Origin of the sequence: Amycolatopsis sp. NPDC005232, from assembly GCF_040607795.1 — a bacterium.
GTDB lineage: Bacteria > Actinomycetota > Actinomycetes > Mycobacteriales > Pseudonocardiaceae > Amycolatopsis.
Map to the genome: position 1 here is coordinate 159,451 of NZ_JBEXHL010000006.1, position 15,611 is coordinate 175,061.

Annotated in this window: 18 protein-coding genes; 4 read left to right on the forward strand and 14 right to left on the reverse strand. The window is 71.9% G+C overall.

What is annotated here, in order from left to right; all coding sequences use genetic code 11:
• Nucleotides 1-24: 24 nt before the first annotated feature.
• Nucleotides 25-780, reverse strand: coding sequence for a GntR family transcriptional regulator (locus tag ABZU76_RS14080; RefSeq protein WP_354868815.1), 756 nt, complete (start codon nucleotides 778-780; stop codon nucleotides 25-27).
• A gap of 140 nt (nucleotides 781-920) precedes the next feature.
• Between ABZU76_RS14080 and ABZU76_RS14085 the strand changes: the two genes are divergently transcribed.
• Complete coding sequence (locus tag ABZU76_RS14085) at nucleotides 921-1,985, forward strand: putative sulfate exporter family transporter (RefSeq protein WP_354868818.1); 1,065 nt, start codon at nucleotides 921-923, stop codon at nucleotides 1,983-1,985.
• Nucleotides 1,986-2,012: 27 nt separating this feature from the next.
• Here the strand turns inward: ABZU76_RS14085 and ABZU76_RS14090 are convergent, their stop codons facing one another.
• The 4 genes from ABZU76_RS14090 to sigJ all read right to left on the reverse strand — a co-directional run bounded on the left by ABZU76_RS14090 (nucleotide 2,013) and on the right by sigJ (nucleotide 4,968).
• On the reverse strand, nucleotides 2,013-2,579 hold the full coding sequence (locus tag ABZU76_RS14090; RefSeq protein WP_354868820.1) for a hypothetical protein: 567 nt from the start codon (nucleotides 2,577-2,579) through the stop codon (nucleotides 2,013-2,015).
• A 70-nt stretch (nucleotides 2,580-2,649) separates the two neighbouring features.
• On the reverse strand, nucleotides 2,650-3,264 hold the full coding sequence (locus ABZU76_RS14095) for an NAD(P)H-dependent oxidoreductase (RefSeq protein WP_354868822.1): 615 nt from the start codon (nucleotides 3,262-3,264) through the stop codon (nucleotides 2,650-2,652).
• A 257-nt stretch (nucleotides 3,265-3,521) separates the two neighbouring features.
• Nucleotides 3,522-3,980: a carboxymuconolactone decarboxylase family protein gene (locus ABZU76_RS14100; protein ID WP_354868825.1), complete on the reverse strand. Its 459-nt coding sequence runs from the start codon at nucleotides 3,978-3,980 to the stop codon at nucleotides 3,522-3,524.
• 97 nt (nucleotides 3,981-4,077) lie between these two features.
• Nucleotides 4,078-4,968 (reverse strand): RNA polymerase sigma factor SigJ, encoded by an 891-nt coding sequence (gene sigJ, locus ABZU76_RS14105; RefSeq protein WP_354868827.1) that lies wholly within the window; start codon nucleotides 4,966-4,968, stop codon nucleotides 4,078-4,080.
• A gap of 155 nt (nucleotides 4,969-5,123) precedes the next feature.
• On the opposite strand from sigJ, the gene ABZU76_RS14110 reads away from it, so the two are divergent.
• Nucleotides 5,124-5,747 (forward strand): maleylpyruvate isomerase family mycothiol-dependent enzyme, encoded by a 624-nt coding sequence (locus ABZU76_RS14110; RefSeq protein WP_354868830.1) that lies wholly within the window; start codon nucleotides 5,124-5,126, stop codon nucleotides 5,745-5,747.
• Between the two features lies 1 nt (nucleotide 5,748).
• Here the strand turns inward: ABZU76_RS14110 and ABZU76_RS14115 are convergent, their stop codons facing one another.
• From ABZU76_RS14115 to ABZU76_RS14125, 3 genes are all read right to left on the reverse strand, one after another.
• A complete protein-coding gene (locus ABZU76_RS14115) occupies nucleotides 5,749-5,994 on the reverse strand; it encodes a hypothetical protein (RefSeq protein WP_354868832.1) in 246 nt (81 codons plus the stop codon).
• A gap of 58 nt (nucleotides 5,995-6,052) precedes the next feature.
• Complete coding sequence (locus ABZU76_RS14120) at nucleotides 6,053-7,831, reverse strand: serine/threonine-protein kinase (protein ID WP_354868835.1); 1,779 nt, start codon at nucleotides 7,829-7,831, stop codon at nucleotides 6,053-6,055.
• A 134-nt stretch (nucleotides 7,832-7,965) separates the two neighbouring features.
• Complete coding sequence (locus ABZU76_RS14125) at nucleotides 7,966-8,820, reverse strand: alpha/beta hydrolase (RefSeq protein ID WP_354868838.1); 855 nt, start codon at nucleotides 8,818-8,820, stop codon at nucleotides 7,966-7,968.
• Nucleotides 8,821-8,998: 178 nt separating this feature from the next.
• Between ABZU76_RS14125 and ABZU76_RS14130 the strand changes: the two genes are divergently transcribed.
• Nucleotides 8,999-9,580, forward strand: coding sequence for a TetR/AcrR family transcriptional regulator (locus tag ABZU76_RS14130; protein WP_354868841.1), 582 nt, complete (start codon nucleotides 8,999-9,001; stop codon nucleotides 9,578-9,580).
• A gap of 42 nt (nucleotides 9,581-9,622) precedes the next feature.
• Here the strand turns inward: ABZU76_RS14130 and ABZU76_RS14135 are convergent, their stop codons facing one another.
• The 3 genes from ABZU76_RS14135 to ABZU76_RS14145 are packed head-to-tail and all read right to left on the reverse strand — an operon-like array spanning nucleotide 9,623 to nucleotide 11,502.
• The gene (locus tag ABZU76_RS14135; protein WP_354868844.1) at nucleotides 9,623-10,540 is read right to left on the reverse strand and encodes an alcohol dehydrogenase catalytic domain-containing protein; all 918 of its coding nucleotides are present in this window, start codon (nucleotides 10,538-10,540) and stop codon (nucleotides 9,623-9,625) included.
• Entirely contained in the window at nucleotides 10,540-11,004 is a 465-nt protein-coding gene (locus ABZU76_RS14140) for a pyridoxamine 5'-phosphate oxidase family protein (protein ID WP_220242578.1), read from the reverse strand. The genes ABZU76_RS14135 and ABZU76_RS14140 overlap by 1 nt, the downstream gene beginning before the upstream one ends.
• Before the next feature lie 3 nt (nucleotides 11,005-11,007).
• Nucleotides 11,008-11,502 (reverse strand): hypothetical protein, encoded by a 495-nt coding sequence (locus ABZU76_RS14145; RefSeq protein ID WP_354868848.1) that lies wholly within the window; start codon nucleotides 11,500-11,502, stop codon nucleotides 11,008-11,010.
• Nucleotides 11,503-11,629: 127 nt separating this feature from the next.
• Here ABZU76_RS14145 and ABZU76_RS14150 point away from each other — a divergent pair, with 127 nt between their 5' ends.
• The gene (locus ABZU76_RS14150) at nucleotides 11,630-12,526 is read left to right on the forward strand and encodes a LysR substrate-binding domain-containing protein (protein ID WP_354868850.1); all 897 of its coding nucleotides are present in this window, start codon (nucleotides 11,630-11,632) and stop codon (nucleotides 12,524-12,526) included.
• Between the two features lie 2 nt (nucleotides 12,527-12,528).
• On the opposite strand, the gene ABZU76_RS14155 is transcribed toward ABZU76_RS14150, so the two are convergent.
• The 3 genes from ABZU76_RS14155 to ABZU76_RS14165 are packed head-to-tail and all read right to left on the reverse strand — an operon-like array spanning nucleotide 12,529 to nucleotide 15,514.
• Entirely contained in the window at nucleotides 12,529-13,296 is a 768-nt protein-coding gene (locus ABZU76_RS14155) for a glucose 1-dehydrogenase (RefSeq protein ID WP_354868853.1), read from the reverse strand.
• 2 nt (nucleotides 13,297-13,298) lie between these two features.
• Nucleotides 13,299-14,327 carry a phosphotransferase family protein gene (locus ABZU76_RS14160; protein WP_354868856.1) on the reverse strand — a complete coding sequence of 343 codons (1,029 nt, stop codon included), beginning with the start codon at nucleotides 14,325-14,327 and terminating at the stop codon, nucleotides 13,299-13,301.
• Nucleotides 14,324-15,514 carry an acyl-CoA dehydrogenase family protein gene (locus ABZU76_RS14165; RefSeq protein ID WP_354868859.1) on the reverse strand — a complete coding sequence of 397 codons (1,191 nt, stop codon included), beginning with the start codon at nucleotides 15,512-15,514 and terminating at the stop codon, nucleotides 14,324-14,326. The genes ABZU76_RS14160 and ABZU76_RS14165 overlap by 4 nt, the downstream gene beginning before the upstream one ends.
• Nucleotides 15,515-15,611: the final 97 nt, after the last annotated feature.

The window sequence follows — 15,611 nt, forward strand, 5'->3', positions numbered from 1 at the left end:
TGCGGTTCGCGGCCGCGTGGCGCCTCAGGACTGGCTGACCAGCCGGTACCCGGCGGCGGAGAACTCGGCCGTCAATGCGTAGCGGTCGCCTCGGACGAGGGTGTGGCGCCACTCCATCGGGCGGCCCTGCGAGTGGCTCAGGCGGTTGATGGCGAAGGCCGCGACGTCGTGGGCGCAGGCGAGCTGGGTGCGTTCGGCGGCGGTGGGGATGACGGCGTGCACCTCTTCGCGGCCGTGGTCGAGGCGGATCCCGGTGCGGCGGGCGAGTTCGCCGTAGAGGCTGGTGTGCGTGAAGTCGGCCTGCAGCAACGGCTTCGCGATGTCGGCGGGCAGCCACACGCGGTCCATCGCGAGCGGCTCGTCGCCCGCCAGGCGGAGGCGCTCCAGGTAGACCAGCGGCGTCGAGGCTTCGAGGTCGAGGCGCTCGGCGACGAGTGCGTCGGCGCGGACGTCGAACGTGCGGACGATGCTGTGCTGCGCGAGGCCGGCCGCCTCGACGGACGTGAACAAGCTGTACAGCGCGCCCAGCGGCTGCGCGATCTCGGCCGGCGGGGCGACCCGCGGCTGACGGCCGCGCTCGGCGACGACCACCCCGTCGGCGCGCAGCTGGCGCAGGGCCTGGCGCACCGTGTGGCGGCTGACACCGTACTCCTCGGCCAGCGCGAGCTCGCCCGGGAACTGTTCGGTGAACTCACCGGCATCGAGCCTGGTCAGCAGCTCGCGCTGGAGCTGGCGCCAGAGCGGTTCGGAGCCGGAGCGGCTCAGCGTTCGTGGGGCCATGGCCTCCTCCGGGCTGTCTCGCCCGACACTACCGGTAGCCAAATGTGCGGACATAATCTACGTTGAATGTACGTACATTTTGGCACGGGCGGACTCGGGAGGGGAGTGTCGATGGGGACACGCGAACGAGCGGGCGCCCGGTGACCGCCACCCAGGACCGGGTCGCCGACCGGCACCCGGCGCGGAACCGCGTCGCCGAAGCCGTTCCGGGACTGCTGGTGGCGCTTCTCGTCGCCGGGGTCGCGACCGCGCTGGGCTCGCTGGTCCCGATCGTCGGCGGGCCCGTGTTCGGCATCCTGCTCGGCGCGCTGGCCGCGGCGGTCGTGCCCGGGCTGCGCGAGCAGCGGTGGGCGCCGGGCTACGGCGTGGCCTCGAAACCCGTGCTCCAGTTGTCGATCGTCGTGCTCGGGACCGGGCTGTCGCTGCAGGAAGTGGTCCGCGTCGGGGTGCAGTCTCTGCCCGTCATGCTCGGCACGCTCACCGTTGCCCTCGGCGGTGCCTGGCTGCTGGGCCGCCGGCTCGGCATCGATCGCGACACGCGCACCCTGATCGGTGTGGGCACGGGCATCTGCGGCGCGTCCGCGATCGCCGCCACCACCGCCGTCATCAAGCCGAAGCAGACGGACGTCGCCTACGCCATCGGCACGATCTTCACCTTCAACATCGCCGCCGTGCTGCTGTTCCCGCCGCTGGGCCACCTGCTCGGCATGAGCTCGCACAGCTTCGGCCTGTGGGCGGGCACGGCCATCAACGACACCTCCTCGGTCGTCGCGGCCTCCTTCGCCTACGGCGGCGACGCCGGCTCGTACGGCATCGTCGTCAAGCTGACCCGCACGCTCACGCTCATCCCCATCGTGATCGTGCTCGCGTTCCTCACCGCCCGCCGCGAAGCCCGCCAGAACGCGGGCGGGGCCGGGTTCAGCATCCGCACCATGCCGTGGCGGCGCATCGTCCCGCTGTTCCTGGTGGGCTTCATCGCCGCCGCGGCGCTCGACAGCCTTGGCGTCGTGCCTGCGTCCTGGCACCCTGCACTGTCCACATTGGGCACGTTCCTCATCACCACCGCACTGGCGGGCATCGGCCTTTCCCTGCGCCTGGCGGACATGCGCCGCGCCGGCCCCCGCCCGCTCCTGCTCGGCGGCGTCCTGTGGATCGCCGTCGCGGCCACGAGTCTCGGCCTGCAAGCGGCGACTGGCTCTCTCTGAAACCGGGGCCCCGCGAGCAGGAGTCCCCTACCCGATGTGGCCGCCGCGGTCGGGGGACGGCACGTAGCGAACGTCCGCGGGGGCTTCGTGCGTGTGGATGAGGCTCGTGTCCCATCGGTGCGGCACCGACGCCGCGACCCGTTCCACCAGGTGGCTGCAGAACACCGGAGCGCTCAGCCGCACCAGCCGTGTGTCGCCGGTGTCCAGTGCGAACGCGTCGGTCTCGCCGGTCACCTCCACGCGCCGGTGCCGCACGTCGGCCGGACGGGGCAGGCCGTAGCCGTGCAGCAGCGAGTTGCGGATGATCCACAGCACCACGGCGTCGTCGTGGTCCACGCCGTGTTCGATCAGCAGCCGCTTGAATCGCTGCCCCGCCGGCGCGGACGTCCCCGACAACGTGTCGAGCACGATCATGCCCAGGCAGACCCCGACCCACGACCGCGTGCCCGGCCCGTCGCCCGTCTCGGGGTCCCTCCCGTGCGCCGCTCGCATGTCGCGCAGGGCGAGCTCGATGGGCAGGTACTCCCGCCCCGGGTGCGGCGCGCAGTGCAGCCGCCTGAGCGGCGCACCGCCGCGATCGTCGAGCGTGGTCACCGCCGCACGGTACCTGGCCGGCCCGGTGTGGCTCAGCACTCGCCGGCTCGGACGTCATCGTCGGCGCGGCTCAGGCGAAGCGGGCCGCCAGCTCCTTGGCCTTGGTGATGGCGTCCTCGTGTGCTTGGGCCCGAGACGCTTCGTACCGGCGAACAGGTTCCGGCCCCCATGCCCGCTTCACGGCGGAGGTGAGCTCGGGGATGATGAACTCGACTTCGGTGATGCCGAAGTAGGTGGCGAAGAGAGTGGTCAGGTAGGGCACGACGAAATCCCTGCCGTCGCGCGGGGTGCCGGGCCGGTACGTGCTGCCCCGGCTGGAGACGATCACAACCGGGGTGCCCGCGGCGGACGGCTGCTCGCCGATGACGCGACCGGGGACCATCACCTGGTCGATCCAGGCCTTGAGCGTACTGGGGACCGTGAGGTTGTACATCGGGGCGGCGATCAGGACGACGTCGGCCTGTTCGAGCTCGCCGGCCAGTGTGGCACGCAGGGGGTCCTCGTTCCCGGCGGTGAACACGTCGTCGGTGAGGTGGGGCAGCGGGTCGGCGGCCAGATCGCGGTGGATCACCGTCCCGAGGGGGTGCTGGGCCTCCCACTCTCCGCGAAAGGTGGCCGTCACGTCACGCGAGGTGGACGTGCCGGTGGGCCAGATCGAGCTGTCGAGGTGCAGGAGCGTGGGCATGTTCTGGTGACTTTCGTTGCGTCGGCCGGGGACGTTCCGGATCCCGTGGCTCGCCGAAATGTCCACTGTGGACCCCGGTGGCGTAGCGGTGGGCGCGGCCCAGGGTCGGGCTGAGGCCGCCGCCCAAGGTGTAACCGGAGGATTTCGCAGCCGCCCAAGGAATGTCGGCCCGCGGAAGTGGTGGCACGCGAAAGCCGGGGGCGGGGACGGCCGAGGCCGCCAGTCCGCCGGCGCCCGGCAGACTGGCGTGGGCGAGATCAGCCGGCGACCTGGTAGCGGCTGGTGATGGCGACGCGGTTGAAGGCGTTCATCACCGTGACCAGCCAGGAGACGGCCGAGATCTGGTCTTCGGTGAGGTCGGCCGCGGCGTCGGCGTAGTCCTCGTCGCTGACGTGGCCGTCCGGCACGCGGGTGATCGCCTCGGTCAGGCGGAGGGCGGCGCGGTCCGTCGCCGAGAAGTACTCGGTCTCTTCCCATGCGGGCAGCACGGCGATCCGGTCGGGGTTTTCGCCCTTCTTGAGGGAGTCACGGCTGTGCATGCGCAGGCAGAACGCGCAGCCGTTGATCTGGGAGGTGCGGATCCTCACCAATTCGACCAGGAGCGGGTCGAGCCCGGCCGCGACGGCGCCGTTGTCCGCCTCCGCCGACAGGGCGATGAGGGCCTTGTAGGCGGCCGGGTGCTGCTTGTCGATGCGGACGCGCTGCGTGTTCGTCACAGTTCCTTCGATTCCTTCGTGTGGTCCGAGCCGCGCCGTCCGGGCGCGTCGTGCGTTCTCGGCAGGGAGACGAGGCAGCCCCCGCGGGTGTGACAGCTCAGACCCGGGAAAGTTTGTCCGGGTTCATGACCCTGCGGTACGCGGTGATCAGACCGTCGGTGATCTGCACCGTGTCGACGGAGAAAACGCGGCCCTGGCGGCGGAACACGAGGGCGGGTTCGCCGCCGACCTCGGCGAAGTCGATGTGGTCCGGACGCCACTGGCGACCCACTCGCACCATCACCTCGGCGATGCGCTCACCACCGTGGATGAGCTTGCGTGCCGCGGAGATCTTGCCGCCGCCGTCGGTGACGTAGACGGCGTCCGGGTGCAGGAGCCGCACGAGGCCGGCCAGGTCGCCGGATTCGTAGGCGGCGCGGAAGGTCGCCAGCACCCGTTCGCGCTCCGCTTTCGGCGCGGGCGAAGGGGACTGCTTCGCTTTGGCCACCCGGCGTCGCGCCCGGGAGGCGAGCTGCCGGGCCGCCGGCACGGAGACGTCGAGCACTTCCGCGATCCGGGCGAACTCGAAACCGAAGACATCGTGCAGGACGAAGGCGACGCGCTCCGGTGGGCTCAGCTCCTCCATGATCAGCAGCATCGCTGCACCGACGGACTCGTCCACGAGCACCGGCTCCGAGGCGTCCGGCCCGGTCAGCAGTGGTTCCGGCAGCCACGGCCCCACATAGGATTCCCGGCGCGAGCGAGCGCTCTTCAAGATGTCGTACGACCGTCGTGCGGCGACCGTGACCAACCAGGCCCGCAGGTCGTCAACCTCGTGCAGATCGGATCCGGCCGCGCGCAGCCACACGTCGTGGGCCACGTCCTCGGCATCGGCCACACTCCCCAGCAGCCGGTAGGCCACGCCGAAGACCGCCGGCCGGTGCGTCTCCCACTCGGCGCCGAGCCTGTCCTCCTGCTCGGACCGTCCGGGCGCATGCCCATCACCCATGCAGACCGCAACCTCCTCCGGCACGTGGATCCAGCGTACCCATCAGAATCCGGACGCTCGCACCGATGATCGCCGGACAGTCCTCGCCGCCCCCGGACGGACAGCGCGTGTCGCAGGGGCCTCGCGGTGCGGGTGCGGCGGCTATGGTCACTGGCGTGAACGACCTGCCGGAGTTCCAGGCGCGTGAGCTGGCCGCGCTCGTCGAAGACCTGAGCGCGCTCGAGCCGCAGCAGTGGCGGGCGCAGACGCTGTGCGCCGAGTGGGATGTCGAGGAGGTCGTCGCCCACCTCGGGGCGGCGGCGACGCTGTCGCGGTGGGCCTGGTTTCGCAGCATGATCGGGGCCCGGTTCGACGGGGATGTGCACAACCGGCGGCGGCTCGAAGAGTTCCGGGGGAGTACCCCGCAGGAGACGCTTGAGCGGTTTCGCCGCGTCGGTCCGATCGCGACGCCGGTGAAGCCGTCTCCGGCGGGGTTGGGCGAGGTCATCGTTCACGCGGAGGACATTCGCCGGCCGCTGGGGTTGAAGCACGCGCCGGACGCCGAAGGGCTGCTCGCGGTCGCCCGGTTCTTCGCGACCAAGAATTTCGCGGTGAACAGCAAGACCGTGGCCGCGGGGCTGACTGTGCGGGCCACGGACGCCGACTTCGCCGAAGGTGCCGGGCCGGAGGTCGCCGGGCCGTTGCTGTCGCTGGTGATGGTGATGGCGGGCCGTGCGGCGTTCCTCCCCGATCTCAGTGGTGACGGCGTGGCGGAGTTGACCACCCGGCTGGGCTCCTGAGCTACGCGCGTACCGCCGGTTCGAGCAGCGACAGCGTCCGCTGCCCAGCGTCGAGAGCGACGCGAAGGCCGACCGGCATCGGCAGGTTCGGGCCGGCGTGCCCGAACTCGACGTTGCCCAGGACCGGGATGTGGCGATCGCCGAGGACGTCGAGGACGATCTCGGGCAGCGGCCCGGACAGCGAGGCGATGACGACGAGATCTCCGGGCCTCAGGGCGCGGGGTCGTAGCAGCGCGGAATCGGTCACCGCCGGAGTATCCGCGGCCCCCGCGGCACCTTGCGACGCATTTCCTGACCGCGCGGCCTCACGCTGACGGCAGCCGCGCGGCGACCACCGCGGCGATCGACTTCGCGGTGGCGCAGATGACGTCGAGCTTCCCCTTGTTGGCCTCGTCCGTGAGCTCGACGAGGACGACTTCGTCGCGTTGGGCCGGCGTGCCCTTCACCGTCGGCAGGGCCGGGGTGTAGGTGCGGTAGACGACGGTGACGTCGCAAACGTCGCCGTCGTCGTCGTGTGGATCGACATACGCGGGGCGTCCGCCGACGGTCGTGGGGGTCTGGCCGTCGGGCGGGTCGGTGGCCAGGGGCCATTGACGGTCGTAGTACAGGTCCACGGATTCCGCGTCCTCGCCCCAGGAACACGCCCAGTTCGCGAAGTAGCGGTCGGTCGGGTAATCGGGGCCGGCGACGCGGCGGAGGGTCGCGTCGTCGACGAGGGTGCAGGCGTCGACGCGCGCCAGGGATGCCGGCGGGAACGGCTGGGCGCGGCGGGCGATGGGGCCGCGGACCACGCGTGCGTAGGCGTCGCCGACCACGGCGTCGGACATGGCGCACAGCTGAGGGGAGGCGCCGCCGTCGGCGCGGACGGTGCTGACGGTGACGAGCCGCAGGTCGGGCAGGACGAAGTAGCGGCGGCACTGGCCCGGGTCGGCGTTCGGGCGCTGGATGTCGCCGAGGCGGCCGCGGACCGGCGGCACCTGCGGGTACTCCTCCGGCGCGGTCAGCTCCAGGCTGGTGACGATCGTGCTGCCGTCGGCCAGGGTGGTGTCGAGGTCGCAGCGCGAGAACGTGCCGAGGTTGGGTTCGAGGAACACTTTGCCGTACGGGGCCAGCGAGTTCACCGTCAGCAGCGAGCACGGGTCGGCGGTGCGGGGGTCGCCGACGAGGTCGGACGTCGCGTTCGCGGGCGGCGCGTCGCTGCGCGTGAAGACGAGGAAACCGGCCACCAGAAGGACGACGGCGCCGAGCACGCCGGCGGCGACGAGCTTCAGCCGTCGCGGACGGCGTCGGCGGGGCAGCTGTGCGGTCGGGGCGCCGCTGAGGAGGGCCTCGACCTCGGCGGCGGTGGGCCGGTTCGCGGGCTGCCGGTCGAGCATCACCGCCAGCGTGAGGGCGAGCGAGCCGGCGTTGCGCGCGGTCTCCACCTTGCCTTCAGCCGCACGCCGCAGCTGCCCGAACGGCCCGTTTTCGCCGCTGCCCCAAGGGGAAACGCCTTCGACGGCGGCGAACAGGGTCGCGCCGAGCGAGAAGACGTCCGCGGCGGGGCCGGCGGCGTACCCGTTCGCCACCTCCGGCGCGAGGTACCCCGCGGTGCCGCCGACGCTGGCGCTGCCGGTGAGCGTGACCTCGTCCCAGCGGGAGATGCCGAGGTCGGCGAGCTTGGCCGTGCCGTCTTCGGTGACCAGGACGTTGCCGGGCGTGATGTCGCGGTGCACCATGTCACGCGCGTGCATCGCGACGAGCGCGGACGCGATCTGCGCCCCGACGGCCGCGGCCCGCTCCGGTTCCAGGACGCCGTCGGCGCGGACGACCTCTTCCAGGCTTCGGGCCGCTAGATACTCCATCACGAGCCACCGGTCGTCCCCGTCGACGACGGAGTCGAACACCGCCACGACGTGCTGGTGGTGCAGCGAGGCGCCCAATCGCGCCTCACGCCGGATCTGCCCGCCGTCGCCGTCGAGCGACCGCTTGAGCGCGACCGTCCGCCGCAATTCGAGATCCGTCGCCCGCCAGACGACACCCATCCCGCCGGCGCCGAGGCGCTCCTCCAGCCGATAACGCCCGGCGACCACCTGCGCAGACACGCGCACAGTGTAGGGGCTGGGCGGCCGCCCGTTCACGGTATTCCGGTGCTCGCCGTCACAGCCGAGACGAGCGCGACCGCCGTGGGGCGCCAGGGGTCCGGACCGGACGGTGACGGTCCGGTCCGGACCGCGGCTCAGCTGAACACGACCTCCGCGTCGAGGAACTGGCGCAGGTGAGCCAGGAACGCCTTCGGGTACTGGAACTGCGACGCGTGGCCCGAGTCCGGGTAGATGATCAGCTGCGAGTTGGGGATGTGCTTCGCCAGGAGGTGCGAGTTGACCGTCGGCAGCATGATGTCGTGGTCGCCGTTGGCGACCAGGGTGGGCTGCGTGATGGCCTGCAGGGCGGCGTCGCGGTCGGCTTCGGACCACTGGGCCCAGCTCACCACGGCCTGCTGCTGGCGCTCGCCGACGGCGGGGGTGGCCTCCGGGTCGTAGTCGGTGGTGCGCTGGTGGCGGCGCTGCCAGAACTCGCGGCCGGCCTGCTTGGCGGCGGCGCTGCGGCCGAAGAACAGGTAGAGGTAGTCGTCCAGAGTCAGGTCGGGGTGCATGACGACGTCGAGCACCTTCGCTTCGGCCTCGCTCATGTCGCCGGCCGGCGGGATGGTGCCGAGCAGCACCAGGCGGCGCACGAGTTCGGGGTGCCGGAACGTCAAGGCCTGGGCCACGGCGCCGCCGATGGAGAAGCCGACCACGTCGACCAGCGCCAGGCCGAGGACGCGCACGAAGTCCGCGGCGAAGTCGGCCATGGCCTCGAAGGTCACCGGGACTTCGCCGGCCGAGCCGGAGACGCCGACGCTGTCCAGCAGGATCACGGGGCGGTCGGCGGCCAGGCCGTCGGTCAGCAGCGGGTCCCAGTTGTCGAGACCGCCGCGGAAGTGCTGCAGCAAAAGGACCGGTGTGCCGGTGGCGGTGCCGAAGCGGCGGTACGCGATGCGGTCGCCGTTGACGGTGACGTGCTGGGTCGGGGCGGTGGTGTGCGTGGTCATGGAGGTCTTCCTTCTGCGGTCGAGTGCTGACTTTCAATCAACAAGCTAGCCGGAGAGAAAACCGATCGGTACCCGTTGAACCTATGGCTAGAATCACGCCACCAGAACATCAAAACCGGCGAGAACGAGGAATATGCTGAGCCTGAGGTACTGATCGGTACCCTGAGAGGGTGGTGACATGACACAGGAGGCGATCAGCCCGCGATCGCGGATCCTGGCGGCGGCGACCGACCTGTTCTACCGCCAGGGCATCAACACCACCGGCATCGCCGAGGTGGCCGACCGCGCCGGCGTGTCCAAGCGGACGCTCTACCAGCTGTTCCCGGGCAAGGACCTGCTCGTGGCCGCCTACCTCGACGGCATCACCGCCACCACCGAGCGCGACACCGGCGACGGCAACAACGAGTACAAGCTCTTCGACACCGCCCTGAGCCCCCACGAACGGCTGGTCGGGCTCTTCGACCGCCCCGGCCTCGTCGCCCGCTATCGCGGCTGCCCCTTCCACGATGCCGCCGTGGAGCTGGCCGAACCCGACCACCCCGGGCTGCCGCTGGTCATCGAGCACAAGCACCGGATCCTGCGTCAGATCATCGACACCGCCCGCCAGGCCGGCGCCCCGGACCCGGATCTGCTGGGCCGCCAGCTCGCGGTCCTGTTCGAAGGCGCCATGGCACTGTCCACTTCGCTCAACAGCACCGAAGCGTTCGACTTCGCGCGCTCCGCCGCCGAGGCCCTCCTGGACGGCGCCCTGCCGGCGTAGCTGTTACGACCCGTAACCCCGCACCTGTCCGCCTGGACAACCTCAACCGAAGGTCAGGACGACAGCGCTTCCGTGCGTACCGCGGCGGACCTGGGCCAGCGCTTCCGCCGCGTCGGGCAGGGAAAAGCGCGCCCCGACGTCCAGGGGCAGGGTGCCCGCGGCGAGCAGGCGCAGCAGGGCGGCCAGCCGCGGGCCGTCGGGGGCGACGTAGACCTCGGTGGGGCGAATGCCGCGTGCCGGGGCGGGCGGGTCGGAGGTGATGGTGGCGAGGTGGCCGCCGTCGCGGACCGTGGTGAGGGCGAGAGCGGCTTGGCCGGGGACGGCGTTGACCGCGCAGTCGATGCCGAGCTCGCGGGCGGTCTCCGGCCACGAAGAGTCCGAATAGGACAGCACCTGAGCGGCCCCCGCGGCGGTCAGGGCTTCGGCGCCCGACGGGCTGCCGGTGGCGATCACGAGGGCGCCGTAGTGCGCGCCCAGCGCGACGAGCAGGCGGCCGGTCACGCCGCCGGCGCCGTGCACGAGCAGAGTCTGGCCGTCCTCGAGCTCGACGGCGTCGCGCAGCGCCTGGTCGGCGGTGAGGGAAGGGACGGCGAACGCGGCGGCCGTGGCGAAATCCACCTCGTCGGGCAGCGCGGCGACCTCCGCGGCCCCCGCCAGGAACCGCTCGGCCCACGCACCCTGCGCCCGCAGCGGCGCCGAGTGGACGGCGACGCGGTCTCCCACGGCGAAGTCCCGGACCGTGCCACCCACCTCGGCCACGAAGCCGGCGGCTTCCACGCCGAGGGCCATCGGCGGCTGTGACCCGAGGTCCCAGCCGCCGGTCCGGGCGATGTCGTCCCAGTTCCCGACGCCGGCGGCGCGCACGGCGACCACGACCTCGTCCGGCCCCGGGCTCGCGGGCGCGTCGAAGTCGAGGGGGCGGACGTCGCCGCCGAAGCGGTCGATCCCGGCTGCCCGCATCACTCGGGGTACGCGGCGTTGTAGCGGGCTTTCCACTCCGGGACCAGCGCCTCCTCGGTCGCACCGCCGAAGGTGTAGGCGGGGGAGAGGACCTGGTGGACCTCGTCGACGTGGATGAGCACCGCGTGGTGGAACGGGTAACCCGGGCCGTTGGCCGCCAGCAGCCAGTCGGCGAGCCACTTGTGCACGGGGTCGCCCGGCGGGAGGATCTCGGCGGTGCCCCGGAAGCGGTAGCCGCGGCGGCGGAAGAAGTCGATCGAGTTCACCTCGACCCGCGGATCGTGCCGCAGGTTCTCGATGGTGCCCGGCGAGGCCATGTCCATGAACGCCAGGTGCTCGTCGTCGTACACGCTCACGGAACCCTTGGGCGAGAGGTTCGGCGCGCCGTCGGGGCGGACGGTGGCCACAAAGGACAGCTTCGCGTCGGCTACCACCCGGCGCATGTCGTCGTCGAGGAGAGTCACGGGTTACCTCTTTTCGGATGTGGTCGCGAAGAGCCGGTCGAGGCTGAACGCGAACGTGCGGACGGGCGCGAGAGCCAGGAGCAGAGCCGCGGCGCAAGCGCTGAAAACCGAGGCGCTCAGCGGCGCTTCCCAGCCGAGGAACACCATCATGGACAACGCGAACACGAGCTGCAGGGCCGTCGCCGCCCAGGCCGACCACCGCACGGCGACCCCGGCGAGCAGCGTGAGGCCCAAAGTGAGCTCCGCGACGGTCGCCGCCCATGCGGCGACACCGGCCAGGCTGTTGGGCAGGTAGGGCACGAGCTGGTGCGTGTACGCCGTGAAGGCAGCGAAGCCACCCCACGCCACGTTGCCGGTGTGCAGCGCGCCCCAGAGACCGAAGCGGTCGGCCACCGCGGAGAGAAAACCGGCGGCCAGCGCCAGGCGCGCGAACACGGTCGCGACCGGCCACGCGCGCAACGGCACGGTGGTGGTCTCCACCTCGTCCGACACCGACATCGGGCCTCCTCCTCCGGCGAGGGCCGACCGTTCGGGTCCGTCCTCCCCTCGCGAACACCTTCGAGGCTAAGTCCCCGAACGCCCTGAGGGGAAAGACCGGCCGCGGCGGATTGAGTACTTTCGAGTTATGGATCTTGAAGCCCGGCACCTGCGCTACGTGGTCGCGGTGGCGGACATGCTCAACTTCTCCCGCGCCGCGGAGCACCTGCACGTGTCGCAACCGGCGTTGTCCGCGCGGGTCAAGGCCATCGAGCGGCACCTCGGCGTCGCGTTGTTCCGCCGGACCACCCGCTCGGTCGCGTGCACGGACGCCGGGGCGCGGTTCGTCGAGCACGCCCGCGAGATCCTGGGGCTCCTGGGCGAAGCGGAACGCGAGGCCCGGGAGTCGGCGTACGGGCGGGTGCTGCCGGTCGGCTTCTACGGCGTCGCGGCCGGCGAGCTGACCGCCGAGATCATCGACCGCTTCCGGGAGCACAGCCCCGGCGTCGAGGTCGAGCTCAAGCGCCACGGCTGGGAGGACCCCTCGGCCGGGCTGCGCGACCGCACGACGTCGCTCGCGTTCGTACGCCCGCCCTTCCGTTCCCACGGGCTGCGCCTGCTGGTCCTGGGCACTGAACTCCGCGTCGCCGGGCTGCCGTCGCGGCACCGGCTCGCCGGGCGCGACAGCGTGGACGTGACCGAGTTGCTCGGCGACCCCGTCGCGGTCCGGCGCACGGCCGACCCGGTGTGGGCCGAGTTCTGGTCCGGTGGAGGCGTCCGGCCGGCCGCGCTCAAACCACGGCTGGTCGAGGTCGGCGACGTCGACGAAGAGCTGCAAGCGGTCGCCGCCGGTCGCGCGATCACGCTGACCGCGGCGGTGGCCGAGACCTACTTCCCGCGAGCGGGCGTCACCTACGTGCCCCTGACCGGGCTGCCGCCCAGCCGCCTCGCCCTGGCCTGGCACGCCGACGAAACCGATCCCGCCTGCCACGCCTTCGTCGCCGCCACCCGTGACGTTCTCGCCGGGCGGCGGGCCGCCAACTGAGCTCAGTGGCCGGACATGCCCCCGTCCACCGCGAGGGTCGTGCCGGTGATGTACGAGGACGCGTCGCTGGCCAGGAACACCACGGCGGCGTCCAGCTCGTGCTGCTTGCCCAGTCGACCGAGCGGGCTGTGCTGCTTCACGAACGGCAGGAGCACGTCTTCGGGGATGTCCTCGGTCATCTCGCTGGCGAAGTATCCCGGCGCGATGGCGTTGACGCGGATGCCGCGGCGGCCCGACCACTGCTGCGCGAGGTCGCGGGTCAGCCCGAGGACGCCGGCCTTGCTCGCCGAGTAGGCCGCCTGCGGCGCGTAGGACTTGATGAGCGCGAGCACGCTGCTGATGTTCACGATGCTCGACCCGGCCGCCATCACGCGCCCGCATGCCTGTGCGGCCCAGTAGACGCCGTTGAGGTTCACGTCGACGACCCGGCGGAACTCCTCGGGTGTCTCGCGCAGAGCCGGGACGGCGGTGCCGACGCCGGCGTTGTTCACGAGCACGTCGATGTGCCCGAACTCGGCGAGCGCGGCCTGCACCAGGGCGTCGCAGGCAGCGGGGTCGGCGACGTCGGCGGCCACCACGGCAGCCCGGCGGCCCAGGTCGCGGACGCTTTCGGCGACCTCGGCCAGGCGGTCGGTGCGGCGGGCGGCGAGGACGACGTCGGCGCCGGCTTCGGCAAGCGCGCGGGCGAACCCCGCGCCCAGCCCCGAGCTGGCGCCGGTGACGAGGGCGACCTTGCCGTCGAGGAGGAACAGGTCGAGCACTCCGGTCACGGTCACACCCGCCCGATCCGCGCGGCGGCGCGCAACCCGGCGGCGGCCAGCGGGGCGACCGCGCCGCCGACGGACTCGAAGCCCGAGCCGCGCGTGAGCCCCTGCTGGTAGCGCGCGTGGATGCCTTCGGCGATCACGGCGATCTTGAAGTAGCCCAGCGCGAGGTAGAAGTCGAGCCGGCCCAGGTCGCGGCCGCTGATCTCGGCGTAGCGCTGCGCGAGGTCACCGACTGCGGGCAACCGATCGCTCGTCGACGCGGCGGCACCGGCGAGCACGGGCGCGAACGCGGGGTCCGAGTACACCAGGTGCAGGCCGAGGTCCGCGAGCGGATCGCCCAGCGTCGCCATCTCCCAGTCCACGACCGCGCGGGCCGTCGCCGGGTCGTCCGGGGCGAGGATGATGTTGTCGATGCGGTAGTCGCCGTGCACGATCGACGCGCCGCTCTCGGCCGGGCAGGTCTCTTCCAGGCGCGCGTGCAGCGCCTCGATGTCGGGCAACGGGCGGGTCCGGACCCGTGACCACTGGTCGTGCCAGCGGCGGACCTGCCGGCCCAGGTAGCCCTCGGGCCGGCCGAAGTCGCCGAGCCCCACGGCGTGGGGGTCGACGGCGTGCAGGCGGGCCAGCACGTCGACGAGGCCTTCCGCGCAGCGCCGGATGTCGTCGTCGGCCAGCTTGTTCAGCTGTTCCGTGGTCCGGATGACGACGCCGTCGACGTGCTCCACCACCGAGAACGGCACGCCGAGCACGTCTTCGCCGCCCAGCACCACCGCGCGGGCGACGGGCACGTCGCTGTCGCGCAGCGCCGCCACGACGCGGTATTCGCGGCCCATGTCGTGGGCCGAGGGCGTCAGGCCGCCCAGCGGCGGCCGGCGCAGCACCCAGCGGCTGCGGCCGTCGGTGAGCACGTAGGTGAGGTTGGATCGCCCGCCCTGCAGCATTTCCGCACTGAGCTGCCCGCCGAAGCCGGGGACCTCGGCAGCGAAGAACGCCTCGAGTGCCTTCAGGTCCAGGCCGTCCACTGCGGACGTCATCGCACGGCCTTCGACTGGCGGCGCAGCACGCGGCGCGCGATGGCCCAACGGTGCGTTTCCGACGGGCCGTCGTAGATGCGGAACGGGCGGACCTCCCGCAGGAACCGGCCCAGCAGCACGTCGCCGGAGATGCCGAGCGAGCCGCAGATCTGCACCGCGCGGTCGACCACGCGCCAGATCGCCTCGGCGCAGAACGTCTTCGCGATCGCCGTCTCCTGCGATGCGTGCCCGCCGCGGTCGAGCTCCCAGCACGCTTGCAGGATGAGGCCGCGCGAGGCCGCGATGTCGATCTCGTTGTCGGCGATCATCTGCTGCACCATGCCCAGGTCACCGAGCCGGGAGCCGAACAGCTCGCGCTCGGCCGCGCGCGCGACGGCGATGTCCTGTGCGCGTCGGGCGATGCCGAGCCAGCGCATGCAGTGGGTCATCCGCGCCGGACCGAGGCGGACCTGCGCGTAGCGGAAGCCTTCGTCGACCTCGCCGAGCACCGCGTCCTCGGGCACGACGCAGCCGTCGAAGTCGAGCTCGATGTGGCCGCCGAAGAGGCTCTCGTCGAGCGTGTCGATGTGCCGGACCACCTTCATACCGGGGGTGTCCGCGTCGACGAGGAACATCGTCGCGCCGCCGGTGTGGCCGGGTTCGCCGGACGTGCGGGCCATGCAGATCGTGAACCCGGCGCCCTCGGCCCCGGTGATGAACCACTTGCGGCCGGTGATGCGCCAGCCGTCCTCGACGCGTTCTGCCAGCGTCGCCAGGGCGCCCGGGTCGGACCCGGCACCAGGGGCGGGCTCCGTCATCGCGAAGCAGGAGCGGATCTCGCCGGTCACGAGCGGCCGCAGGTAGCGCTCCTTCTGCTCGTCGCTCGCGATCGCCTCGAGCATGTGCATGTTGCCCTCGTCGGGCGCGGCGATGTTCAGCGCGAGCGGGCCGAGCAGCGAGTAGCCGGCCTCCTCGAACACGGCGGCGCGGCCACGCATGTCGAGACCGTGGCCGCCGTACTCGGCGCTCACGTGCGGAGCGAAGACGCCCGCGTCCTTGGCGGCCTGCTGCAGCTGCCGGCGCACGTCCTCGGAATGCACCACGCCCTTGTGCTCTTCTTCGACGGGGATCACCACGTCGCGGACGAACTTCGCGGTGCGCTCGGCGAGGTCGGCGACCTCCGGCCCGGGCGCGAGGTCGACGGCCACGGCGCTCTCCTATCGGCTAATGACTATTAGCCGCTGACTATAGGCGGGTTCCTGTGCTGTGTCACAGTGCGGTGGCACCAGTCACCCTGGTGGCGGC